Origin of the sequence: Butyrivibrio sp. XPD2002, assembly GCF_000423945.1 — a bacterium.
Taxonomy (GTDB): domain Bacteria; phylum Bacillota; class Clostridia; order Lachnospirales; family Lachnospiraceae; genus Butyrivibrio.
This window is the reverse complement of sequence record NZ_AUIY01000019.1, coordinates 28676-53067: the sequence shown is the minus strand read 5'-3', so window position 1 is coordinate 53067 and position 24392 is coordinate 28676. Positions and strand designations below refer to the sequence as shown.

The window sequence follows — 24392 nt, the reverse complement described above, 5'->3', positions numbered from 1 at the left end:
AAATGCAGCGGTCTTACTATTTTCAAATAACGCTTAGAAAGACGAATAGATGAAGGAAGCAGCATCATAACCGGGGCCCCAGACACCGCAGGTTACTATAAAGAGTACTGCTGCTATGTAGACAGCCCAGCGGATCCAGAGAGTCTGCTCTGTTAATGCCTTACGTATGGATACGCCCTTGTAGTTAAGTGCGCTTACGATGGCGAGAACAAGTATGGACAGAGCAAGGAGTCTTACATCTGCTGCTGCAAGTCCAAGGTTAAACAGCGTTCCGTCAAGAAGCACCCAGGGCTTACAGGTCCACATGTGTGATAATACGTACCAGGCTACTTTAAAATCAGGAGCTCTGAAGAATATCCATCCGATGTTCACAAGCATAAAGGTTACAACCACGTTTACAAGCTTAAGCGCAAAGCCCTCACGGTTGATTCCGAGATTATCAGTAATAGATTCTCTCAAAGGCTTGGTCAGAATACCAAAAACCTGATAAAGGCCGTGGAGCAGTCCCCAGAATACGAAGGTCCATGCTGCGCCGTGCCACAATCCGCTTATGGCAAAGACTATGCAGATGTTTATGAGCTTTCTGGCAAAACCTTTTCTGTTTCCGCCAAGGGGAATATAGAGGTAGTCCCTCAGCCATGAGGAGAGGGATATATGCCATCTTCTCCAGAATTCCGGTATGGAGCGTGACAGATAGGGCTGCTCAAAGTTCTGCATGATATCGATGCCAAGGATTTTCGCTGAGCCTATGGCTATGTTGGAATATCCTGCAAAGTCTGTGTAAATCTCAAGAGTGTAGAAAATTGTAGCAAGGAACAGTAGTGTTCCATTGTAGTTTTCATAAGAGTTGTAGATGTGATCAACGAGGACTGCCAGTCTGTCGGCGATTATTATCTTCTGGAAATATCCCCACATCATAAGGAGAAGGCCGTCTCTCATGTTTTCATAGGAAAAGCTCTCAGGCTCCTTAAACTGAGGAAGCATGTTGCCTGCTCTCTCAATAGGTCCCGACATAACCTGCGGGAAGAAGGATATGAAAAGAGAAAGGTGAAGGTAGTTCTTTTCAACAGGTATCTTACCCATGTAGCAATCGGCGAGGTAGCCTATTGCCTGGAAGATGTAGAAGGAAATTCCTACAGGAAGGGCAATCTTGGCAGCTATTCCAAGGGGCTCAAGTCCCATGGCACTCTGAAGACTCTTAACGGTTTCAAGAAGGAAGCCTGTGTATTTGAAGTATCCAAGTACAAGGAGCAGAATAACGATGCCTGAAATAAGAACCGGTCTTTTCTGCTTTTTTTCAGAGGATTCGCCGTTATCAAGCAGTCTTCCGAAGACGTAGGTGATAAGGGTTATGGCAACAAGCAGTATGAGGAGCTTATGGCTTAGCTTATAGTAGAATCCCCAGCTGGCAATAAGGAGCCAGATGTATCTGAAATTCTTGGGAATTATGAAATAAATCCCTACTGTAATTATCAAAAATAGTAAAAAGGTTAATGAAACGAATTGCATATCATCCTCCGGGGCAGTTATCTCTGGTCATAATCATAGGTGAAGTGGTCGCTTGTATAGTACTGATGTGAGGTGCAGACTCCATTAGAGAAGAAAAGAAGCTGCACATCAGCGTATGCAAGGTCATCAGCATACAGGAAGTTGTTCTCTGTATCTCCGTTTATATATAGAACTCTGTATATGTCGCTTGCAGGAGAATAGGAGAAGGAACCATCTGTTGTTTCTATGTAGAATTCCTCTTCGGAATCTCCGGCAAAATCAGTAATAATTCCGTGGTCTGATATAAGCATGTAGGAGCACTTTGCGGCAGCAGCCTCGTCGAGCTTTTCGGTGGCCCCAAGGGAGTGGAGCTGTCTTAGAAGCATTGCATCACCGTAGACCGAAGATGCGCCTCTTATTGAAACGGCATAGGTTTTATCTGAGTTATCATACTGAAGCATCATGAGCTGAGTGTAGATATCGTCATTACCCTCACGCATGGATGCGAGCTCTGCATGGAAATCATTTAGAGAATCGTTCCAGTTTTCATAGGCGGGATCCTCGCGGTGATCCTGAAGCGGACAGTTCTCAGCGATGTAATTACCAAGGTATGAAGTAACCTTCTGGCATCCAAGGATATTCAGGTGTCCGGGATCCTCCATGTCGGTATTTATGTCGATGATGCCAGGAATCTCTAACATGTTAAGTGAGGGGACTCCGTATTCTGCTGCTATCTGAGTAGCGGTGTGGGCAGCAGCCTGATTCTCACCCATGGCAAGGAAGGGAAGAGTTACTACCACAACCTGTATGCCCCTGCTTTGGCACTCCTCGATTATTCTTCTGAGGTAAGTTGTGCCAACAGTCTCCTGCTCAAGCATTCCTGCGCCATAGTCCACATAGTTATACTCTGCTGAGTGCACTCCATATTCCATAACGGCGCCCATCATGCGGTTTATATCAGCGTCTTTGGTAAAACGCTTGAAATCCTCTGCTCCAAGCTCCTTCCATCTGTCGTGATAAACGATGAAATCAGCAAAGTAAGGATATTTTTCGTCCTGATTCTGGAACATGTCATTTATGGCATGGTATTTAGTTTTGCTTAACGGGAAGCGGTCGATATTAAGATGAAGCTCATCGCTGTCTACATTGGCTGCAGGATCATCGATATACCTTATGTCATTTTCAAGCATGTAGGAATCCACCACCACAAGCTTTGGCGTGCAGTAATCAAGAGCAAGCATCATCTGCCAGTAGCTGGACAGAAGAACACTTCCGTAGCCCCCCAGATTATAGGAGGTATATCCGTGCTCCTCGAAGAGCTGCAGTGGATTAACTCCGTTTATTACGTGGGATGAACCGAGGAAAAAGGCATCGATGTGATCCTTTTTTGCTTCCTCAAAGAAGGCCTGGTTTTTGTTGAAGCTTGATTTTCGTTCAACTAAAAGCATTACCCCAAAAAAGCAGGTAAACAGTATCGCCAGGAAAGCAAGAGTTTTTATGATCAGTGAAACTTTCTTATTCACTTTTTGTCCTCCAAACAGGTATATTGGATTTTATTATAGAAAGACTTTTTTACAAACAGAAATTCTACGCCTTATTGTAACATAAAAATCCTGTCAAAAAAGGTGTCTGATAGCAAATAAAGATTGTATTTATCGCAATAATTGAGCTATAATGGTTCTAGTGTTTTGTTAACAATATTTACGAAAGGTGGTACAAATTATGCCATTAGTTACAACGACTGATATGTTCAAAAAAGCATACGATGGTGGATATGCTGTTGGTGCATTTAATATCAACAACATGGAGTTCATTCAGGCTATCACAGAGGCTTGTGACGAGCTTAAGAGCCCTGTTATCCTTCAGTGCTCAGCAGGAGCTATCAAGTATGCACAGTTCCCTTACCTTGTAAACATGGTTAAGGCAGCTGCAGAGTCTACATCTATTCCGATCGCTCTTCACCTTGATCACGGTGCAAGCTTCGAAATCTGTAAGGAGTGTATCGACAACGGATTCACATCTGTTATGATCGATGCTTCTTCAAAGCCTTACGAAGAGAACATTGAGCTCTCTAAGAAGGTTGCTGATTACGCTCATTCAAAGGGCTGCACAGTAGAGGCTGAGCTCGGTACTCTTTCTGGTGTTGAGGATGATGTAAATGTTGCTGATGATGCAGCACAGTATACAAATCCTGATCAGGTTGAGGATTTCATGAAGCGTACAGGCGTTGATTCACTGGCTATCGCTATCGGAACAAGCCACGGTGCTTTCAAGTTCAAGCCCGGCCAGGATCCCAAGCTTCGTCTTGATATCCTTGAGGAGGTTGTTAAGAGACTTCCTGGATTCCCGATCGTTCTTCACGGTTCTTCAGCAGTTCCTCAGAAGTACGTTGGAATCATCAATGCTAACGGCGGCGCTATGAAGGATGCTATCGGTATTCCGGATGAGCAGCTTCGTGCAGCAGCTAAGAGTGCAGTCTGCAAGATTAACATCGACTCCGATCTTCGTCTTGGTATGACAGCAGGTATCCGTCAGCACTTCGCTGAGCATCCTGAGCACTTCGATCCTCGTCAGTATCTTGGCGATGGCCGCGCTTATGTTAAGGAAATCGTTCACGACAAGATCATCAACGTTCTTGGTTCTGACGGTAAGGCTTGATAAAAGCGAATATAGAAATACTAAGGCCTGCAGGTTTTCCTGCAGGTCTTTTATTTTACGTTTTCTTAACTTTTATTTAGACGATTACTCGTGTACAATTAGTATATATGCTTAAAAAGAGGTAAAAACAATGCACAATCAGCTTACAAAGAAAGACATTGAGGACATGGAGGCGGAAATCGAGCACCGCAAAGCCGTTGTCAGAAAGGAACTCCTTGAGGATGTAAAGGAAGCAAGGGCTCAGGGAGATTTAAGTGAGAACTTTGAATACTACGCTGCCAAGAAGGCAAAGAACCAGAATGAGAGCAGAATCAGATTTCTGGAGAGAATGATAAAGACAGCAGAAATTATAGATGACTCCAGCGAGGAAGACGAGGTCGGAATGAACAAGACCGTCACAGTGCGCATGGAGGATGATGGTTCTGAAGCTACTTATAAGATTGTTACCACAATGAGAGGTAATGCACTTAAGGGACTTATAAGTATAGAATCTCCCCTTGGCAAACAGCTCATGGGCCACAAGGTAGGAGACAAACTTACTATCGAAGTCAGTAGTGACTATAGCTACGATATAACCATTTTAAAAATTGAAAACACGGAACTCACAGAGGAAGATAAGCTTAGAGACTTTTAAGGAGGATGTACTATGGGACTTCATGTATTCCAACCCGTTGATCTGGACGAAATATTGGAAGGTGCCTTCCACTTTGGTGGTGATTCATGGGCTCTTCTCACAGCAGGTAATGAAGAAAAAGCCAATACAATGACTGTATCCTGGGGAGGAATTACACATGTCTGGGATAAGACCTGTGCGATTGTATATGTGCGTGAGAGCAGATATACCAAGGAATTCATTGATGCCCAGAAGAAATTCTCTTTGTCCTTCCTTCATCATGAAAAGTACAAGAGTGTAAGGAAATATCTTGGCTCGGTTTCAGGAAGAGATGAGGACAAGATCAGTAACGCCAAACTTAATCTCAATTTTGATGAGGGCATACCGTTTATAGACGAAGCAGATAATATTATTCTCTGCAAGGTTCTGTTCAAGCAGCAGATGAAGGAGGAAAACTTCGTAAGTGGCCGCTTGATAGCAGATTATTATGCAAAAGGAGATTATCACTATATTTATATAGCTGAGATCAAAAAGGTAATGATTCGATGAAACCCGCTAATTGTAGATCTTTTGAAGACATAGGAAAGTTTATTTTTCTCTCGGACGAGCCTGTAAAGGCGGATCTGATATTTATACCGGGAGCCCCCATAAAGCAGCTTGCAGAGCATGGGGCTTATCTCTGGAAGGAAGGATATGCACCTAAGATCCTTGTATCCGGAAAATACTACATGAAATACGAATCCCTGGAGGATGAGTTCAACAGATTCTCTGCCAGCACAGGAGATAGTCTCGGATGCGCTACAGAGGCAGAGTATCTGACGAAGCTCATGGTCATGCATGGGGTTGATGAGAAGGCTATCATTCAGGAGAAGGAATCGACCAACACCTTTGATAATGCGATTTTCTCAAAAAAAATAATAGAAGAGGAATTAAAGGACGAAAAGATTGAGCACATAATTCTGTGCTGTCAGGCGTTTCATGCAAGAAGAGCGCTGATGACTTTTCAATCTGAATTTAAAAATATAAAGATAACAGTTTGTCCGGTAGTTACAAGAAGTATCAGCATCGATACCTGGATGGACGATCTGAAAAGCTATAATTTAGTGCTTTCCGAGCTTAGGAAATGTGGCGAATATTTCATGGGTGACAAAATGTACGAGCTCAGATAGCATTTCACAATGCGCAGTTTTCATGAGGGGTTAATATGCGTGGTGAGAAGAAAGCGTCAAAGTGGACAATGCCTGTAACCATTGCTCTGCTTTTTGTTGTCCTGATTTTTGCGGTTAATACCATTCAGGACAGATTTATCTATAGCGATCGCGTAGTCCAGCTGACAACCTATTTTTCTCAGCTGGAGGCTGTCATTTCGACCAGATTCACAAGGTATTATAAATTACTGCGAAGCTGGTCGTATCATCTTGAGCACGAAGAATCTTCAGGGATAGGTGATTTCAATAATTATATTTCCACTGAAAAAAGAATATGGGATGTAGAGGAAGCATACTTAATTGATGAGAATGGAGCTTATATCAGTGTAAATGGAGACACTGGTCAGATAAGTGGGGGCGAAGAATTTTTTAGTAAGCTTCAGAAGGTAGGACAAAGGCAGGTAACTCATCTGCCGGGAAAAAATGATAACAGAATCGATGTTTTCGTTCTTAGTATAAAGCCCGGAGAGCATGACGGGTTTAATTATTGTGCCATCGGACTGGGGCTTAATTCCATGCAGATGAAGAACAGGCTCACTCTGGACAGAGCGGAGATGAAAGGCTCGCAGAATTATCTTGTGGATAGAAGCGGAAAACTCATTGTGACTTCTGTAAAAGTATCCGAAGAAAAGGAAAACATTGTTGATTATATAAAGAAAAAGGGACATGTACTCTATGATCCTCTGGGTGAGGGCTTCGAATTTGAGATAGCAGAGAGAATGACGGGAGTTATAGTCATGGAAATAGAGGGCATAAAGTACTACATCACATATATGCCCTGTGAAATGCAGAACAGTATGCTGATCTGCCTTACCCCTGCAGAGAGTGTGGATGCGAGTATTGCCCATGTAAAGAAGATGAACAACATGCTACTTATCGTTGTTTTTTCAATAATTTTGGTAATTATCATTATGCTGATGCGGTACACTGCAATGCAGACTATGCTTGAGGTGGCTAATTCTGCCAATGATACAAAGACAAGATTCCTTGCAAATATGTCCCATGACTTCAGGACACCCATGAATGCCATGGCAGGGTATATCACACTGATGAAGGAAAATGCTGGTGATGCCGAAAAGGTGAGGGAATACGGAGAAAAGGCAGAGTACGCCCACAGAAATATGCTAAACATGATCAACTGTGTCCTTGATCTTAGCAAGATGGAGGAGGGCGGAGAGGAAATCATCCATGAGAGATTTTCTCTAAATGATCTTCTTAAGAATGTGAAGCAGGAAATAACGCCTCTCGCTGATGAAAAGTATCAGAAATTCACTGTCAGCAGAAGCGATGTAAAGGAGGATGCCCTGGTGGGTGATCCTCAGAAAATAGAGCTTATATTGAAGAACCTTCTGCAGAATGCAGTTTTATATACAGATGAAAACGGTGAGATTGCGCTGAAGGTCTACACCGAAAATGCTGATGAGATCAGTGACAGGATTCAGCTACGATTCGAGGTCTCCGATAATGGAATAGGCATAGGAAGCGAGTTCATTGATCAGATTTTTGAGCCCTTTAAGAGAGAGCAGAGACAGCGCTCCAGTAAGACTCAGAGTACAGGGCTTGGCCTTACCGTAGTTAAAAGGATGACGGATATGCTTGGAGGAACCATAGATGTGGAGAGTGAGGTCGGCTCCGGCACTGTATTTAAGCTGCGTCTTGGCTTTGATATCGCTGAAAAGACAGAGCTTGAAGAGATGAAAGAGCTTGAGGCAGTTTTGGAGGAGGGAAAAACAGAAGTAGAAGCTGCGGATCAGGGAAGTCCGTTTGAAGGGATGCGTTTTCTTGCAGCTGAAGATAATGAGCTCAATGCGGAAATACTGGTTGAAATATTGAAGCTTAAGGGAGCGGAGCTTGTGGATCTTACGGAGGATGGCGAGAAGGCAGTAGCCGCTTTTAAGGAAAAGGATAAAGGCTATTATGACATGATCCTCATGGATATTCAGATGCCTGTGATGGACGGATATGAAGCGGCCCATGCTATAAGGAGCCTTGCAAATGAAGGCCGGGAGGATGCTAAGACCATACCGATTATTGCCATGAGTGCAAATGCATTCAGGGATGATATAGAGAAAACAAGTGAATCCGGAATGGATGCACATTTGCCCAAGCCAATTGACATTAATCTTTTTGAGAGTACTGTCAGGGCGCTTAAAGGCAGGGAGCACGAAAAGCTATGAGAAATAAAAATGAGAGTGCTTTAGATAATCAGGACCGCTGTAAGGAATGGTTTTTTGATTATGTGGTAAAACAGAATAACCTGGTTGCTGCTTTTTTCTCAGCTAAGGATTTCAAGGTCGAATTTTTGACTGATAACGCTGAGGAAATTCTTGGTGTGCCCAGAGAAAAGCTTCTTGCGGATGTCAGGAATCTGATTCAGCTTGGTGTTCGTATAGATAAGGAAGTGCCGCCGTCAGAAGAATCAGTACAAAAGCTTTCGGTGGGCTCAAGATTGGAAGCTGAGGTTCTGAAGGTCAAAAATCCTGCGACAGGGGAAACCAAATATTTCAGGGGCAGCATCAGCCATACGGATATAAGTGGTAGTGACAGATTTCTTCTGGTATGGGCTGATATTACTGAGGAAGTAAAGAGAAACAAGCAGATGGAAGAAATGATAGAGGTCGCAAAGGCTGCCAATGCGGCAAAGACTACTTTCCTGGCTAATATGTCCCATGATTTCAGGACTCCTATGAATGCCATTACCAATTTCAACCTTTTGATTGCAAAGAATTCCGATAATCCTCAGAAGGTAAGAGACTATACACATAAGATTGGACTTGCATGTCAGAATCTGTTATCGCTCCTTAATGACGTTCTCGATATGAGTAAGATAGAGAGCGGAAAGGCGGATATAAATCACGAGGAATTTGCGTTAGGACTTCTTCTTGAGGAAGTAAATTCCATAATCGCTTTTCAGGCAAAGGCAAAGCAGATAGACTATCAGGTTAATTCCGGCGGAATGCAGCAGGATATGTTTATCGGAGATAAAAAGAGAATTAATGAAGTCCTGGTAAATATTCTGGGAAATGCAATAAAATATACGCCCAATGGAGGTAAGGTAGAGTTCTCCATCAGTGAGGAGAGAAACGGAAACAGCGATTACTGGGATGTTCATTTCGCTGTAAAGGATAACGGAATCGGTATGAGCGAAGAATTCCAGCAAAAGCTCTTCGATGCCTTCTCAAGAGAGGTCAGGGAAGAGACTAACGGAATTCAGGGAACCGGTCTTGGAATGGCCATTACCAAGAGTCTTGTGCAGATGATGGGTGGAACGATATCAGTGGAATCCAAGGAGGGAGTGGGATCAACCTTCTATATTACCTTAAGGCTCCAGGGAGTTAAGCAGGATTCAGGTGATTTCTGGACTAACCACGGTATCCACAGAATGCTTATAATTGATGACAACATGGATGAGTGTGAAAAAATCCAGACTGCTCTTAGAGATACAAATATGGAGGTATTCTTCTGCACCAGTGGTTACAGGGCGATCAGACTGATCGAGGCCGGAGAGGAAGAAAACAGAGGGTTTGAAGTTATAGTACTGGGAATGCAGATACGAAGCATCAGCTGCTTTGAGCTGGCAGGCTATCTTAATGACAAGGCCCTTGTGCCCAAGCCTATTCTGATCCTGCTCACGGATGACTGGGAGGAAGTAGCGACAGAGGCCAGAGCTGTAGGAATTTACGACTTTTTGCAGACACCGTTTTTCCTGTCTACCTTCCAGCAGCTCATGGAGGATATACTAAGCAGAACCAGTACGTTGACTGACGAGAAGCGCGACAGGCTCCTTGAGGGAATGAGGTTTCTTGCAGCTGAGGATAATGATATTAATGCAGATATACTCACAGAGCTGATGGATATGGAGGGGGCTGTGGTTGAGAGGGCTTCCAACGGACAGGAAGCTGTGGATATGTTTGAAAAGGCGGAGCCCGGATACTATGACATGATCCTCATGGATATTCATATGCCTATAAAAAATGGTTATCAGGCAGCCGCTGCCATAAGGAATCTTGATAAGACGGATGCCGCGGAGATACCGATTATAGCTATGACTGCAAATGCTTATGCCGACGATGTGCAGAGAGCGATTGACTCCGGAATGAACGCTCATGTGCCGAAACCGATAGATATGAAGGTTGTGGAGTCAACAATTATGTCACTTAAGAGAAATAATCAGTCGACATAAATAGGTAGAGATGTTAAAATTACACTATTGTGATCGTAATAAATTAAGATAGTGGAGCAGAATGTAAAAATGAAAAAAGCAGTAATCATTGGCGCAGGTCCGGCAGGACTTACGGCAGCATACGAATTATTGGATAAATCTGAAGATATCGAAGTCGTTGTGCTTGAAGAGACTGAGAAATTCGGTGGTATTTCCAGAACTGTCGAATACAACGGAAACCGTATGGATATGGGTGGACACAGATTCTTCTCCAAGGTTCCCGAGGTAAACGAATGGTGGGACAAGATGTTACCCAGACAGGGAAAGCCGTCCTATGATGACATAGTGCTGAAGCGTCCCTCATCTCTGGCTAAGGAAGGTCCTGATCCGGAGATGGTTGACAGGGTAATGCTTAGAAGAAACCGTATTTCACGTATTTTCTTCAACGGTAGATTCTTTGATTATCCGATAACACTTAAGGTTGAGACCTTTACAAATATGGGACTGGGAACAACTATTGTTGCCGGCTTTTCATATATAAAGGCAATGCTCTTTAAGCGCAAGGAGAATTCTCTTGAGGACTTCTACGTAAATCGTTTCGGTAAGAAGCTTTACTCAATGTTCTTCGAGCACTACACAGCTAACCTTTGGGGCAGACATCCTTCAGAGATCGATCCCAGCTGGGGAGCTCAGCGAGTTAAGGGTGTATCCATTATGGCGGTACTTGCCAACGCTTTTAAGAAAAAGAGCGGTAAGACAGGTGGAAAGGTTGAGACATCCCTTATCGAGGAGTTCAGCTATCCTAAGCTTGGTCCCGGACAGCTCTGGGATGTAACCGCAGAGGAGATAAGGAAAAAGGGCGGTACCATCATCACAGGTGCCAAGGTTGTTAAGATAAACAAGGACGGAGATCACCTCACAGGCGTTACCTATGAGAAGGACGGAGAGAATGTTACAGTAGAAGGTGACTATATCATCAGTTCAATGCCTATCAAGGATCTTGTGGCAGGTATGAACGATGTTCCTGCAGATCCCGCAAGAATTGCAGCAGGTCTTCCTTACAGAGATTATATGACTCTGGGTGTTCTTATTCCTCACCTTAACCTTGTGAATAAGACTGATGTTAAGACTATTGGTAATATCGTTCCCGATAACTGGGTATATGTACATGACCGTACAGTATCCATGGGACGTTTCCAGATTTACAACAACTGGTCTCCTTACCTTGTAAAGGATATCGACAATACTGTATGGATGGGTCTTGAGTACTTCTGTAATGAAGGCGATTCCATGTGGAGTATGACCGATGACGAGTTTGCCAAGATGGCAATCAAGGAGATGGTAACAATCAATCTCATCGATGAGGAGAGCGACGTGCTGGATTATCATGTAGAGCGTGTTAAGAAGGCATACCCTGCATACTTCGATACCTATGATGAGATAGATACACTGGTTGATTATCTCAATACTATTGACAATCTCTTCTGCGTAGGAAGAAATGGTCAGCACAGATACAACAACATTGATCACTCAATGTGCACATCATTTGAGACTGTTAAAAATATTCTTAGCGGTACACGCGACAGAAGCAACATATGGAGTGTAAACACCGAGAAGGAATATCACGAATCCACGGAGGAGAAGAGTCCTGAGGATGAAGAGATAGAAATCGATTGAATTTATACGGGCGCCAATTAATGTATTGGCGTCCGTTTTTAAAAAATGTAGTGTTTAAGGAGGAAGATATAATGATCAACTTCAAAAAGATTACTGATGAAACTTACTGGATTGGTGGAAGCGACAGAAGGCTGTCAAGATTTGAGAACATTTTCCCATTGGAGCATGGCGTTTCTTATAACAGCTATGTTATCGAGGATGAGAAAACTGCTCTTTTTGACACAGCAGATATTTCCATATCCGACCAGTTTCTTGAGAACCTGAAGGGTGTTCTTGGTGATAAGAAGTTGGATTACCTGGTAATAAATCACATGGAACCCGATCATTGTTCACAGATTGCTACTGTAGTAGCACTTTATCCGGATGTGACACTTGTAGGTAATGCGAAGACATTTACCTTCCTTTCACAGTTTTTCCCGGAGCTTAATGATCAGAATAAGGTTACTGTATGTGAAGGTGATAAGCTCGAGCTTGGTAAACACACACTTACATTTGTGATGGCACCCATGGTTCACTGGCCTGAGGCTATGTTTACATTTGATGAGACCACAGGTACACTGTTCAGTGCGGATGCATTTGGAACCTTTGGCGCAATCGATGCCGGTATATTTGCAGACGAATATGATTTTGAGAAAACTTTTCTTGATGAAGCAAGAAGATATTATGCTAATATTGTAGGGAAATATGGCATGCAGGTGCAGGCTGTTCTTAAAAAGGCAGCAGGTCTTGATATAAAGATGCTTTGCCCTCTTCACGGACCTGTCTGGAGAGAGAACATCGGATGGTTTATCGATAAATACCAGAAGTGGAGCACCTACACACCTGAGGATGATGATATCCTTGTGATCTATGGAAGTCTTTACGGACATACAGAGAGCGCAGCTCAGAAGGCAGCAGCCCTCATCAGGGAAAAGAGCGGCAAGAAGGTATGTGTATATGATGTTTCACAGACTCATGCATCGTACCTTACTTCAGAGGTTTGGCGTTGTGGTAAGATCGTACTGTTCTGCCCTACCTACAATAATGGAATCTATATTCCAATGGAGGATTTCCTTTCTGACTGCGTAGCACTTACAGTTCAGAACAGAACCTTTGCACTTGCTCAGAACGGAACATGGGCACCTGCTTCAGGTAAGCTGATGACTGAAAAGCTTCAGTGCCTTAAAAATGTGACAATAGTAGATCCCGTTCTGACAATTAAGAGCGCACTTCATGAGACAGATGAGCAGGAGCTTCTTGCTTTTGTAAATGCTGTCGTTGAAGCATAAAAAATAATATTATAAAGTCCTTTACGTATACAGCTCAAAAAGAGCTGATGCAAGGAGGCAAGGAGGAGTAATGAAGGAATTTTTGAAACGAAAGAATATCGTAATCTCCGGTAAGAGATACGGTATTGAAGCACTGTCCGCAATGGCGCAGGGATTGTTTGCGTCGCTTCTTATAGGAACGATTCTCAACACAATCGGCACACAGGCTGGAATCGCCTGGTTATCAGAGATCGGAAAGTATGCTTCATCCATGAGCGGAGCAGCCATGGCAGTAGCAATAGGCTACGCTCTTCAGGCACCACCGCTGGTTCTTTTTTCACTCGTAACCGTAGGATACGCAGCTAATGCTCTTGGAAGCACAACCTTATCAGGTGGAGCAGGAGCAGGTGGCCCTCTTGCTGTTCTTTTCATAGCTATAATTGCAGCAGAGTTTGGTAAAGCAGTATCCAAGGAGACAAAGGTAGATATCCTTGTAACACCTATTGTTACTATTCTTGTGGGCGTTGGTCTTGCAAGTCTCATCGCACCTGCAATCGGAACTGCAGCTTCTTCAGTTGGAAGCGTAGTAATGTGGGCGACAGAGCAGCAGCCGTTCCTGATGGGAATAGTTGTTTCAGTGGTAGTGGGAATTGCGCTTACACTTCCTATCTCTTCAGCAGCTATATGTGCAGCCCTTGGTCTTACAGGTCTTGCAGGCGGAGCAGCAGTAGCCGGATGCTGTGCGCAGATGGTTGGATTTGCCTGCATGTCATTTAAGGAAAATAAGTGGGGCGGCCTTATTTCACAGGGTATCGGTACTTCAATGCTTCAGATGGGTAACATCGTTAAGAATCCCAAGATCTGGATTGCACCTATTCTTACAAGTGCAATAACAGGACCTATTGCTACATGTGTATTCAGACTTCAGATGAATGATCCTGCAAGTGCTGTCGCATCTGGAATGGGAACCTGCGGACTCGTTGGTCAGATCGGTGTTTATGCAGGCTGGGTTAACGACGTTGCAACAGGTGCCAAGGCTGGTATCACATCCTTTGACTGGATCGGACTTGTGCTCATCTGCTTCATTCTTCCCGCTGTTCTTACAACAGTATTCGGAATGGTTTTCCGTAAGATTGGCTGGATCAAGGAAGGTGACCTTAAGCTTTCATAAGATATTGACGTTTTCATAGTCGCATCATTTTGATAAAAATAGCATGTTTTTTGTATAAAAAGAGGTACCGGGAGTATTAGAATTAGTGACTACAGCGAAGTAATTCCTGTAAGCATCTAAGGAGGATATAAGAGTATGAAGCAATTTCCGGGATTTTCACACGGAATTAATCTTGGTGGATGGCTCTCTCAGTGTGACCATACTAAAGAGCGCTATGATAATTTTATCAAGGAAAGTGATATTGAAACTATAAAGTCATGGGGACTTGACCACATCAGAGTTCCCGTTGATTATGATCTTGTTGAGGAGAAGGACGGAACCTATAAGGAGGACGGCTTTACATATATCCAGAAGGCTATTGTCTGGGCTAAAAAGTATGACCTGAACATGGTTCTCGACCTTCATAAGACCTATGGATACAGCTTCGACAGTGGAGAGCAGGAAGCAGGATTTTTCGAAAATGAAAAATACCAGGAACGCTTCTATAAGCTTTGGGAGGAATTCTCCAAGCGCTTTGGTGAGTATGAAGACATGCTTGCCTTCGAAATCCTTAACGAGGTAACAAAGAAGGAATACTGTGATGCTTGGAACCGTATCTCTACAGAGTGCATCAAGAGAATCAGGGTTTATGCACCTACTATCAGGATTCTTCTTGGCGGATATTATAACAACAGTATTGTGGCGCTGAAGGACCTGTGCGCACCTTATGATGAGAACGTTGTTTACAATTTCCACTGCTATGAGCCCCTTGTATTTACACACCAGGGAGCAGCTTGGATTGACACTATGGATGTGAATTTCCGTATGCCTTTCGACTCAACATATCGTCAGTATGATGATAATGCTTTTGCTCAGCTTGGCAACAGACCTGAAGAAATGAAGGTTGGTGATCCCGATAAGAAGCTCGGAATTGAGTATTTTGAGCAGTACATGGAGGAAGCCGTAAGAGTTGCCGAGGAGAGAAATGTAGCACTTTACTGTGGAGAGTATGGAGTTATCGAAAAGGCAACTCCTGAGGATGCTCTTAAGTGGTACACGGCAATCGGAACATGCTTTAATAAGTACAACATCGGTCGTGCGGCATGGAGCTACAAAGAGATGGACTTTGGTCTTTCTGATGCTCGCATGGATGGCGTAAGAAAAGATATACTTGAGATGATGTAATAAATAATAAAGACTAGATGTACCTGAATGTGCATCTAGTCTTTTTATGGAGAGGGAAATATCTCTTAGGGCGTAGGCTTTGGTACCCGGATATTTGAAGGACAGATTGTTTACACTGACTTCACCCTTGAGGAATTCGGGAGTAGTCTTTTCAGAAGAACTTTCTTCATCCATAGAGACGTAATCGAAGTATCTGATAAGGTGCTCGTTGTTGTTTCTAAGGTCTGTAAAGGTCATTGCAAAATCAGTGAGTGCCTTTATCAGCATGGTTACAGCCACATAGATGAGAAGGACGTTTCCGATGCCAATACTTCCATGTATGGCCTTTGCTCCGATCAGGATGTAAACAACACCGCCTGTAATCGCGCTAAGGAGTAAGAGAACTCCGTTTCCTCTGCTGGAAGCATCCTTTTCACGCTTATCACCTTCTGCAAAAGGAATGTAGCATTTATCCAGGACTTCATTAAGGATGAGGTCCTTTTGGGAATAGAGACGAACATCCTTGGCTGATTTATCATCCGACAGGTATTCAAGCTTGTAGTAGTTTGAATAGCGGTTGTACTTTGCGCCGTTTAGGAAAACATCAAAGGAGACATCAAATATCTTTGAGGTCATTTTGCATGAAACGGCTGCAGATACAGCTATTACGACAATGAGAATGAGATACCCCCATAGAGAGTCTGCTATTCCCAAAGGGGAAGGAGCTGCGTTTATAGGTGTTCCTTTTATACCAAAGCCTGATACAAGAATGGTAATGCTTATCATTCCGGAAATTATGGCATTAAATATCGAGCCGCAATCCCAGTAGAGGCTTCCCATTCCGGCACCGGAGCAGTCGATGCTTCCTGATACTTCATCTCTTAGGGCTCTGACCTTCTCGTTTTCAAGAAGAGAGTATTTCATGGCGTTTGCCTTTTCATTTAGCCTTATCTCGTGGGCAGGAAATAGCTGATTATAGCCCACGGATATCTTCTTGTTTAACAGGGCGGCAATTATTGTGAGAACAAGAATAAGAACCAGGGAGGTTCCTGTACGTGTCATAAGCATGGTGACGCGTTTGCTGCCGCTAAGCTCGCTGATAATGGCTGATGTCATGTAAATTCCAATATATGGAATTGTCATGGTTATAAGTGAGTGGATAAAAAGGAGCTTCAACTGACCGGGAAGAAAGGTTCCGAACTCTGTCATTCCGCGCCTTATTAGCTTTATGTCTTCTGATAATGTTCTTCCATTTTTATTCATACGGCTTTTGAATCTCCTTCCTGATAGTATTTACTCTGAAGCATGTACATGTCATGGTACATTCCGCGCTTTGCCATGAGCTCGTCATGGGTTCCGATTTCTATTATGGTGCCGCCGTCAATCAGTATGATGCGGTCACAGAACCTTGTGGATGAGAGCCTGTGAGATATGAAAAATGAGGTCTTATCCCTGGACAGCTCATTGTATTTAAGGTAAACATTTTGCTCTGCTATTGGATCCATGGCTGCTGTTGGCTCATCCAGGATCAGGATAGGTGAGTCCTTGTATATAGCTCTTGCAAGAAGTAGCTTTTGCATCTCACCGCCTGAAAGTTCTGTTCCATTTTCGGAAATGTGCTTGATAAGGGGAGTCTCGATTCCCATATCAAGAGAGGAGATTTTTCTATCAAGGCCGACAAGGGATATTATTCGGTTTAGTTTGCTATCGTCGGCCTCTTCATCGTTCATGGTTATGTTACGCTCTATGCTCACAGGAAGGAGAGCAGAATCCTGGAAAACAGCTGATACGTTATCAGCGAAGGATTTTGCGGATATGGTATCTGTACCCACTCCGTTTATTAGGATTTCTCCTGCCTTAGGGCGAAGAAGTCCGCATATAAGCTTTATGAGCGTAGTCTTTCCTGCTCCGTTTGCGCCTACTATGGCAATCTTTTCCCCGGGCTTTACCTTAAGGGAGATGCCAGTAAGAACCGGTGTCTTATCATTGTATGAAAAGGACACGTTCCTAAGCTCAATGGAGGGAGCAGAGGTCAGTTTAATATCTTTTCCTGAAGAATTATCCTGATCAGTAAGGGCAAGGAATTTCCTAAAATCAGTCACGTTGTTGTCTGCTTCTCTGAAGGCTCCGATGCCTGATGTTATCTGGGACAGCCATTCTCCAAGTCCGTTTACGGCAGCAGCATATAATGCGAAATTACCGATGGTGATACGGCCTTGCAGAGTAAGGCTTATAAGTATCAGGTAAACGATGCCGTCTCTTAGGAAAACAAGGATGCTGTTGATAATAAGGACGCTAAGCTGATAGTCCTGCATCTTTTCATCGATGTGCTTCGTATCGAGTCTTGCCAGAGTTGTCATTTCAGTAATCCATTCCTTCATGGAATAGAGACGAATGTCCTTTGCGATGCTAAGGCCTCTTGTGTTGTAGGCAAAATAGTTCATTTTACGGTCTGCTTTTGCAAGATCATCCTTTAGGAGCTGCTTTTTCTTCTCGGCACGCAGAGTTAAGGACAGGTTTATGGAATAAGTCACGAGGAGTGCAATGAGCACAATAGGGTGAACTGACACCAGTAAACAAGCGTAAATGGCAAAGCCAATAAAGCTGATGGCAAGGTCTAAAAGCCGCGGGATGTAGGTTCCGATTCCCCATCTTGTGGTTCCTTCAAGCATAAGTCTTGCTTTACTTGAGGACTGTTTTCCCTCTTCTGAGGTGAAGACCTCATAGTCCATGGTGGATGCCTTTTCAGCCCATAGGCGGTTTAACCTTACAAGTACGAAGGAATTCATGCTGTGCTCCATGGTGTTCTTGGTAAGGAGCGCAGCAATTGAAGTTACTGCCATTGCAGCAGTTATAATAAGGATCCTTAAAAGGAAGGCATATTCAGTGCTGTGGCTTTCGATTGAATCAATTACCAGCTTGGGGATGAAAATTGTGATGAGGGATTGCAGTATTTTTGATGGAATAAGAAGAACTGCAAATAGAAATCCTATCCTGTCAAAGGAAATGCATTCCCTGCAATAAAAGTAAATATTATCTAGAATGGTATATCTGTTTCTGTTCATTAGATATTTGTCCTCCGAAAAATAGTTTTAGGACGGATGATGTATAAAAAAATCCGCCTGCGCTGCGCAGACGGATATTAATTCATAATCATATAGTGATTTTCGGATATAAAAAGAAAAAGCACGATATGCCATAGAATGATATGATCCAAAAATTTAGAAGAAATCGCTTCTAAATTGCGCAACACAAATAAACCCGGTAAGGGCTTTATTTATAGGGTGGATCAAATTCATCTAATACGCATAACGAGCATTTAATATACCTCTCAAAACAAAATTTCTTTAATTATAATTACACGTTAGCGGTTTATAGTCAACAGTCAGTTTTTTACTAATGTCCTTTTTCGTGTTAAAATAATTAATGTAAATGCACACTTATTTCGCGAAAAGGGGGTAGCTATGGTAGGAGTTGCATTGATTGTACTTGGAATAGTATTTCTTTTTGTGGGCTTATATCATTTTTTGATTAAGGCACCCAGATCAAGAGCTCAGTTCGAGAGAAGAACAGCAAAAACAGATGGAACGATATCCGATGTAATAGTTAAGGAGCATAAGACAAAGAGAAAGCATGGTGTGGGATATCATGTCACCCATACCTATAAGGTAACATGCACTTATAAAGTAAGCGGCATGGAATATACCCTAAAGAATATTCCTGCAGCCTTACAGCCGGCTGTCGGCGATCAGCTGGCTATATCATATAATCCTGACGATCCGCAGGACGCTCACGTTGACCAGTACACAGCAGATCCTGATACCAATAGAAAGGCAGGTTTGGGTATTATGGGGGCTGCGGTGATTATGTGTATCTTGGGATTTTTCCTTAAGTGAATACGAAAGAATTCTATAGTTTTATATAAAAAAGAAGGAAGAAGATAGAAGAAATATATAAGGCGGTGTGATTAAAACTCACACCGCCTTATATATTTGAAATATTAAAATCTTGCAGCTGTAGTGATGATTTCATCAACAGCATCGGAAACCTCTTTTACACGTTCCATTTTATTACATCTGTGTTGATTCTCTGTAAATAAGATCAGTCTCTGTATAGGTTATCCTGTAATTGAGATCAGGCTGCTCTATTCTGGACATTATCAGATTGGCAGCGGAATAACCGATTATCTGACTGTGGATATGACTCGTTGAAAGAGAAGGAGTCATGATCTTTGACTCGGGAGAGTCATCAAAACCAAACAGCTTAATATCCCTTGGGCATTCAATTCCCATCTTTTTAAGACCATCTATGAGATCAACCGCAACAAAGTCATTAGCACAGATGAACATCTCCGGCATTTCCTTCATCTCTTTAAGTGCGCTGTAGAGATATTCTCTGTAGTTGGAATCATGAGGATGCACCTCAGAGAGGCAGTAGGCATCATTAAAGGAGAGGTTATTAATATATATTGCCTCTCTAAAAGCCATGAAGCGCTCATAGAAAGAGCGACAGTGTGTAACCTGTCCTACAAAACCAAATTTGGTGATGCCTTTTTTGCTCATGTCATTGATTACGGTATAGATGCTGCTGAAGTTGTCCATAAGCAGAATATCAGCATTTAATGGCTTCCAATAGCTGGCTACAGGGGCATCTATCATAAGCACGGGAATCTTGAGTGTGCAGAGCATCTCACAGTAAGCGTGATCAAACATCTCAATACATATGATAGCCTTGGTGCTTTCCGGTCTGAAGGAGAGCGGAAGAGATAAAGCTTCTATATTATTGGAATCAACTCTGTGCATCGTAAGGCTGTAACCTAATAGTGATATCTCGTGCTGGAACTTATCAAGCATGGTTGATGCAAAGTGCGAATTATTAAGGAATCTTCCTGCAAAGAGTGCTATCTCTCCTGCGGCCTTGGATTTTGTAATTGTCGGATTTTTGATATCAGATATGGAATTGGCGTAGGAAAACTGCTTATATCCCATTTCAATGGCCTTTTCTAAGACTTTCTGTCTTGTGGCCTCTGCCAATACGCCTGTATTATTTATAGCTTTGGATACAGTATTTCTGGATACTCCAAGAGCATCTGCTATATCCTGCAGTGTAACTTTTCCTGACATGATATTCTCCGTTTTCTTCTATATAAATAATGAAATAATTAATGATGTTGTTGTTCCCTCGATATATGTGACACAGGCTATTGCGAAAAAGATTTTGTTTTACATGTGTCACAATCAACATTATAAAATGTAACATCAAAAGTGTCAAACGTAAATATATATTGTGCAAATGTAAAACTAAACTATTGACACCTCTATTGGTGCGTGATATATTTTACATACGCAAGAACAATGTTACAAATGTAAAACATCGCGGAGGGGTGTTTATGAACACAAATGTAAAAGGGAACAATTTTCATAACACGATTGTATATATAAAGCAGCATTGGCAGCTTTACGTGTTCTTCTTAGGACCGGCACTACTTCTTACAATCGTCTTCAGGTATCTTCCTATGGGAGGAATTCTGATCGCATTCCAAAAGTACAACCCGTTTAAAGGAATACTTGGAAGCGAATGGGTAGGTCTTAAATATTTCCAACAGTTTTTATCGTCACCGGACTTTATGCAGTATCTCATAAATACATTGAAGCTTAGTGTATTTGGTCTTCTCTGGGGTTTCCCGATGCCGATTATCTTAGCACTCCTTCTTAACAGAGTAGCGAGCAGCAAGATCAAGCAGAAGATACAGCTTGTACTGTACATGCCGAACTTCATTTCAGTCATCGTACTTTGCGGTATGGTCAGAATCCTTCTTTCAGTTACAGGACCGCTTAACATGATGCTTGGAACGAACATCAACTTCCTTACAATTCCGGAAGCGTTCAGACCGATCTACATCGTCAGCGGAATCTGGCAGGGAGCCGGTTGGGCATCAATTATGTACACAGCAGCTCTTTCCAATGCAAGTAAGGAGCTTAAGGAAGCAGCACAGATTGATGGAGCTAACATCTGGCAACAGATCAAGGCAGTTGAGTGGCCGGCCATCAAGGATATGGTAGTTATCCAGTTCATTCTTCAGGCAGGTAACATCATGAGTATCGGTTTTGAAAAAGCTTATGCACTTCAGTCTGACATGAACCTTGCATCATCCGAGATCATAGCTACTTATGTATACAAGAAGGGTCTTTTGAATGGTGACTACAGTTATTCAACAGCAGTAGGACTTTTTAATACAATTGTAAACGTAATACTTCTCATTGCGGTTAACAAGATAGTTGAGAAGCTTAACGATGGACAGGGATTATAAGGGGAAAAAGAAAATGATTAAGACACTAAATAAAAAGAGCGAGTTCGCAAGAGCTTCTCTTGGAGATAAAATATTCCTTCTTGTGGGATATATCATTCTTGCAGCTTTCGTGCTGGCTATAATCGGACCTGTGGTTTATATCATCGTTGCTTCATTTATGGATCCGATAACACTTCAGAATAAAGGTATTGTTTTTGATTTCAGTAAGTGGACACTGACAGCTTATGAGAGAGTTATGACCAACTCACAGATATGGACGGGATTTTTCAATGCGATTCTTTATTCCGTACTGTTTGCAGTAATTTCAGTATTTATAACTCTTTTGTGTGCTTATCCTATGTCAAGAGATGATTTTAAGGGAAAATCAATCTTCAACACGATTTTCATCATAACAATGTTCTTCGGAGGCGGACTTATCCCTACATACTTACTTATAAGTAATATGGGACTTTTAGACAGCATGTGGGCTGTAATTCTTCCGGGATCATTTAGTGTTTGGAACATGATCATAGCAAGAACCTATTATAAGGGCGTTCCCGGCGAGCTTAGAGAGGCAGCTGATGTGGATGGTGCTAATGAGCTTACATTCTTCTTTAGAATACTGCTTCCTGTATGTACACCACTTATCGCAGTGCTTATCCTCTGGCAGTTCGTAGGAATGTGGAACAGCTATTTCGATGCAATGATCTATCTGAATTCAGCAAGTAAGCAGCCTTTGCAGCTCGTTCTTAGAGCAATCCTTATTCAGAATGAGCCTGATCCGGGTATGATCGCAGATATGCAGAGTACTGCACAAAGAGCACAGCTTGCAGAGCTTTTGAAATATGCAACTATCATCATTTCAAGCTTGCCTTTGATAGTTATGTATCCGTTCTTCCAGAAGTATTTTGATTCGGGAATTATGGTTGGTTCCGTTAAAGGCTAACGTTAACTCACCTGTTATACAGGTTTGAATAGTTTCTAATGAAAAGGAGAGGACAATGAAAAAGAAAACAACAAAGTTACTGTCTACAGCGCTTGTCATTGCTATGTCAGCAAGTGCGCTCACAGGTTGTGGCAAGGGGACTTCAACTGGCAGTGGTGCAGCTAAGGTAGATGCTGAGAACATCACTTTCCCTCTTGAAGAGAAGGTTACTATCACAGGTACAATCAGCTATCCTTCAGGAACAGAGGCTGAGCCTAACAACAGAACAATCTTCAAGAGACTTGAAGAGGAGACCAATGTACATGTAGATTGGACAGCTATTTCAAACGATCAGTGGGGAGACAAGATTCAGCTGACAATGGCTAACAAGGACATGCTTACAGATTTCATATTCAATGCAGGATTCAGTAACTCTGATCTTATCAGATATGCAGACCAGGGCGTTATTCTTCCTGTTGAAGAATATATTGACAAAAACATGCCTAATCTTAAGGCTGTATTCGATAAGTATCCTGAATATCGCACAATGTGTGAGGATTCAGAGGGCCATATCTGGGCTCTTCCCTGGATCGAGCAGCTTGGTTCCAACAAGACAGCTATCCAGACTGTAGGTAACAACTTTACTTACATCAACAAGAAGTGGCTTGATTTCCTTGGACTTGAGAAGCCTACAACAGTAGACGAGTTCGAAGAAGTACTTAAAGCATTCAAGGATCACGCTTCAGAGCTTCAGGCAGAGTTTGGCATCGAGGGTGATATCATCCCTATGTCATGCATCATGAACGATCAGGATCCCAGCCTTCTTATCAACGGTTTTGGTGAAGGTTATGGTGATAACGATATAGGACAGCACATCGCTGTAACAGATGACAAGAAGGTTATCTGCACAGCTACTCAGGACGGCTTCAAGTCAGGTATGCAGTGGCTTCATAAGCTCTATGATGAGGGACTTATCGATCCCGAGTGCTTCACACAGGATTGGTCAACATACGTTGCTAAGGGAAAATCTCACAGATATGGCGTATGCTTCACATGGGACGTTGCTAACATCGACAACCTTGAGGACTATGAGCCTCTTGCAGCTCTTCAGGCTGATACCAAGAACGTAACACCTATGAACGGTTCATTCACATCAGGTTTTGACCGCGGCAGATGCGTAGTTACAGCTAAGTGCGACAACCCTGCATTTGTATGTGCATGGCTTGATCGTATGTATGATCCCTTCCAGTCACCTCAGAACAACTGGGGAACCTATGGTGAAGATGATGAGTTCGATATCTTCGAGCTTGGCGAAAACGATAAGGGTGAGAAGATGCTCAAGCACGCGCCTCTTGGCGATGCTTCACCTGTAGAAGTTCGTGAGGCTGAGGCAGTTGGCGGACCTCTTGCAATCCTTGATGAGTACTATGGTGTATATGTAACATGCCCTGATGATGCTCAGTATCGTCTTGACTGGATCAAGGAATACTACACAGATGATATGCACGGCGAGTATGTATATCCTAACGTATTCATGACAGCTGATGACACAGAGAAGCTTACAACAATCCAGACTGATCTTATCAGCTTCATCAACTCCAGCAGAAGTAACTTCGTTATGAACGGCCTTACAGATGCAGATTGGGATGAGTATATCAAGCAGGTTAATGCTTATGGTCTTGAGGATTACCTTGCAATCTATCAGAAGTACCTTGATGAGTTCTACAAGTAATACACATTGTTACATCTTATGGGATTAGCTTGATAAGCGAAAGGTGAGGGAGGAGTTATCTCCTCCCTCTTTTATAAGA

18 protein-coding genes are annotated in these 24392 nt (G+C 42.7%); 14 read left to right on the top strand and 4 right to left on the bottom strand.

Going from position 1 to position 24392, the window contains the following annotated elements; all coding sequences use genetic code 11:
- Positions 1-33: 33 nt before the first annotated feature.
- Both G587_RS0111065 and G587_RS0111060 read right to left on the bottom strand, forming a co-directional pair.
- Positions 34-1509, bottom strand: a complete 1476-nt coding sequence (locus tag G587_RS0111065) for an MBOAT family O-acyltransferase (RefSeq protein ID WP_026492290.1) — start codon at positions 1507-1509, stop codon at positions 34-36.
- Positions 1510-1526: 17 nt separating this feature from the next.
- Positions 1527-3011, bottom strand: coding sequence for a hypothetical protein (locus tag G587_RS0111060; protein ID WP_026492289.1), 1485 nt, complete (start codon positions 3009-3011; stop codon positions 1527-1529).
- A 199-nt stretch (positions 3012-3210) separates the two neighbouring features.
- Between G587_RS0111060 and fba the strand changes: the two genes are divergently transcribed.
- From fba to G587_RS0111010, 10 genes are all read left to right on the top strand, one after another.
- A complete protein-coding gene (gene fba / locus G587_RS0111055) occupies positions 3211-4146 on the top strand; it encodes a class II fructose-1,6-bisphosphate aldolase (protein WP_026492288.1) in 936 nt (311 codons plus the stop codon).
- Between the two features lie 130 nt (positions 4147-4276).
- Positions 4277-4780, top strand: a complete 504-nt coding sequence (gene greA / locus G587_RS0111050; RefSeq protein ID WP_026492287.1) for a transcription elongation factor GreA — start codon at positions 4277-4279, stop codon at positions 4778-4780.
- Between the two features lie 12 nt (positions 4781-4792).
- Positions 4793-5308 (top strand): flavin reductase, encoded by a 516-nt coding sequence (locus G587_RS0111045; protein ID WP_026492286.1) that lies wholly within the window; start codon positions 4793-4795, stop codon positions 5306-5308.
- Positions 5305-5928 carry a YdcF family protein gene (locus tag G587_RS0111040; RefSeq protein WP_026492285.1) on the top strand — a complete coding sequence of 208 codons (624 nt, stop codon included), beginning with the start codon at positions 5305-5307 and terminating at the stop codon, positions 5926-5928. Before G587_RS0111045 ends, G587_RS0111040 begins: the two co-directional genes overlap by 4 nt.
- A 35-nt stretch (positions 5929-5963) precedes the next feature.
- Entirely contained in the window at positions 5964-8144 is a 2181-nt protein-coding gene (locus G587_RS24460) for a hybrid sensor histidine kinase/response regulator (protein ID WP_051200974.1), read from the top strand.
- Positions 8141-10150 carry a response regulator gene (locus G587_RS22415; RefSeq protein ID WP_051200973.1) on the top strand — a complete coding sequence of 670 codons (2010 nt, stop codon included), beginning with the start codon at positions 8141-8143 and terminating at the stop codon, positions 10148-10150. Before G587_RS24460 ends, G587_RS22415 begins: the two co-directional genes overlap by 4 nt.
- Positions 10151-10219: 69 nt before the next feature.
- Positions 10220-11806 carry an NAD(P)/FAD-dependent oxidoreductase gene (locus tag G587_RS0111025; RefSeq protein ID WP_026492284.1) on the top strand — a complete coding sequence of 529 codons (1587 nt, stop codon included), beginning with the start codon at positions 10220-10222 and terminating at the stop codon, positions 11804-11806.
- A 71-nt stretch (positions 11807-11877) separates the two neighbouring features.
- A complete protein-coding gene (locus tag G587_RS0111020; RefSeq protein ID WP_026492283.1) occupies positions 11878-13074 on the top strand; it encodes an FprA family A-type flavoprotein in 1197 nt (398 codons plus the stop codon).
- Between the two features lie 70 nt (positions 13075-13144).
- Positions 13145-14224: a PTS transporter subunit IIC gene (locus tag G587_RS0111015; RefSeq protein ID WP_026492282.1), complete on the top strand. Its 1080-nt coding sequence runs from the start codon at positions 13145-13147 to the stop codon at positions 14222-14224.
- Between the two features lie 135 nt (positions 14225-14359).
- Positions 14360-15388: a glycoside hydrolase family 5 protein gene (locus G587_RS0111010; RefSeq protein WP_026492281.1), complete on the top strand. Its 1029-nt coding sequence runs from the start codon at positions 14360-14362 to the stop codon at positions 15386-15388.
- A gap of 1238 nt (positions 15389-16626) precedes the next feature.
- Here the strand turns inward: G587_RS0111010 and G587_RS0111000 are convergent.
- Complete coding sequence (locus G587_RS0111000; RefSeq protein WP_026492279.1) at positions 16627-18432, bottom strand: ABC transporter ATP-binding protein; 1806 nt, start codon at positions 18430-18432, stop codon at positions 16627-16629.
- 399 nt (positions 18433-18831) lie between these two features.
- Between G587_RS0111000 and G587_RS0110995 the strand changes: the two genes are divergently transcribed.
- Positions 18832-19263 (top strand): DUF3592 domain-containing protein, encoded by a 432-nt coding sequence (locus tag G587_RS0110995; protein ID WP_026492278.1) that lies wholly within the window; start codon positions 18832-18834, stop codon positions 19261-19263.
- Positions 19264-19437: 174 nt separating this feature from the next.
- Here G587_RS0110995 and G587_RS0110990 read toward each other — a convergent pair whose 3' ends face one another.
- Positions 19438-20490: a LacI family DNA-binding transcriptional regulator gene (locus G587_RS0110990; protein ID WP_026492277.1), complete on the bottom strand. Its 1053-nt coding sequence runs from the start codon at positions 20488-20490 to the stop codon at positions 19438-19440.
- A gap of 266 nt (positions 20491-20756) precedes the next feature.
- Here G587_RS0110990 and G587_RS0110985 point away from each other — a divergent pair, with 266 nt between their 5' ends.
- From G587_RS0110985 to G587_RS0110975, 3 genes are read left to right on the top strand one after another with little or no spacing between them, the layout of a single operon-like run.
- Complete coding sequence (locus G587_RS0110985) at positions 20757-21677, top strand: ABC transporter permease (RefSeq protein WP_026492276.1); 921 nt, start codon at positions 20757-20759, stop codon at positions 21675-21677.
- A gap of 13 nt (positions 21678-21690) precedes the next feature.
- Complete coding sequence (locus tag G587_RS0110980) at positions 21691-22602, top strand: carbohydrate ABC transporter permease (RefSeq protein ID WP_026492275.1); 912 nt, start codon at positions 21691-21693, stop codon at positions 22600-22602.
- Between the two features lie 55 nt (positions 22603-22657).
- Positions 22658-24313, top strand: a complete 1656-nt coding sequence (locus G587_RS0110975) for an ABC transporter substrate-binding protein (protein WP_026492274.1) — start codon at positions 22658-22660, stop codon at positions 24311-24313.
- Positions 24314-24392: the final 79 nt, after the last annotated feature.

Coding starts and splice junctions, on each gene's coding strand:
- G587_RS0111065 (WP_026492290.1), bottom strand. CDS start 1,509: ATGCAATTCGTTTCATTAACCTTTTTACTATTTTTGATAATTACAGTA.
- fba (WP_026492288.1), top strand. CDS start 3,211: ATGCCATTAGTTACAACGACTGATATGTTCAAAAAAGCATACGATGGT.
- greA (WP_026492287.1), top strand. CDS start 4,277: ATGCACAATCAGCTTACAAAGAAAGACATTGAGGACATGGAGGCGGAA.
- G587_RS0111045 (WP_026492286.1), top strand. CDS start 4,793: ATGGGACTTCATGTATTCCAACCCGTTGATCTGGACGAAATATTGGAA.
- G587_RS0111040 (WP_026492285.1), top strand. CDS start 5,305: ATGAAACCCGCTAATTGTAGATCTTTTGAAGACATAGGAAAGTTTATT.
- G587_RS24460 (WP_051200974.1), top strand. CDS start 5,964: ATGCGTGGTGAGAAGAAAGCGTCAAAGTGGACAATGCCTGTAACCATT.
- G587_RS22415 (WP_051200973.1), top strand. CDS start 8,141: ATGAGAAATAAAAATGAGAGTGCTTTAGATAATCAGGACCGCTGTAAG.
- G587_RS0111025 (WP_026492284.1), top strand. CDS start 10,220: ATGAAAAAAGCAGTAATCATTGGCGCAGGTCCGGCAGGACTTACGGCA.
- G587_RS0111020 (WP_026492283.1), top strand. CDS start 11,878: ATGATCAACTTCAAAAAGATTACTGATGAAACTTACTGGATTGGTGGA.
- G587_RS0111015 (WP_026492282.1), top strand. CDS start 13,145: ATGAAGGAATTTTTGAAACGAAAGAATATCGTAATCTCCGGTAAGAGA.
- G587_RS0111010 (WP_026492281.1), top strand. CDS start 14,360: ATGAAGCAATTTCCGGGATTTTCACACGGAATTAATCTTGGTGGATGG.
- G587_RS0111000 (WP_026492279.1), bottom strand. CDS start 18,432: ATGAACAGAAACAGATATACCATTCTAGATAATATTTACTTTTATTGC.
- G587_RS0110995 (WP_026492278.1), top strand. CDS start 18,832: ATGGTAGGAGTTGCATTGATTGTACTTGGAATAGTATTTCTTTTTGTG.
- G587_RS0110990 (WP_026492277.1), bottom strand. CDS start 20,490: ATGTCAGGAAAAGTTACACTGCAGGATATAGCAGATGCTCTTGGAGTA.
- G587_RS0110985 (WP_026492276.1), top strand. CDS start 20,757: ATGAACACAAATGTAAAAGGGAACAATTTTCATAACACGATTGTATAT.
- G587_RS0110980 (WP_026492275.1), top strand. CDS start 21,691: ATGATTAAGACACTAAATAAAAAGAGCGAGTTCGCAAGAGCTTCTCTT.
- G587_RS0110975 (WP_026492274.1), top strand. CDS start 22,658: ATGAAAAAGAAAACAACAAAGTTACTGTCTACAGCGCTTGTCATTGCT.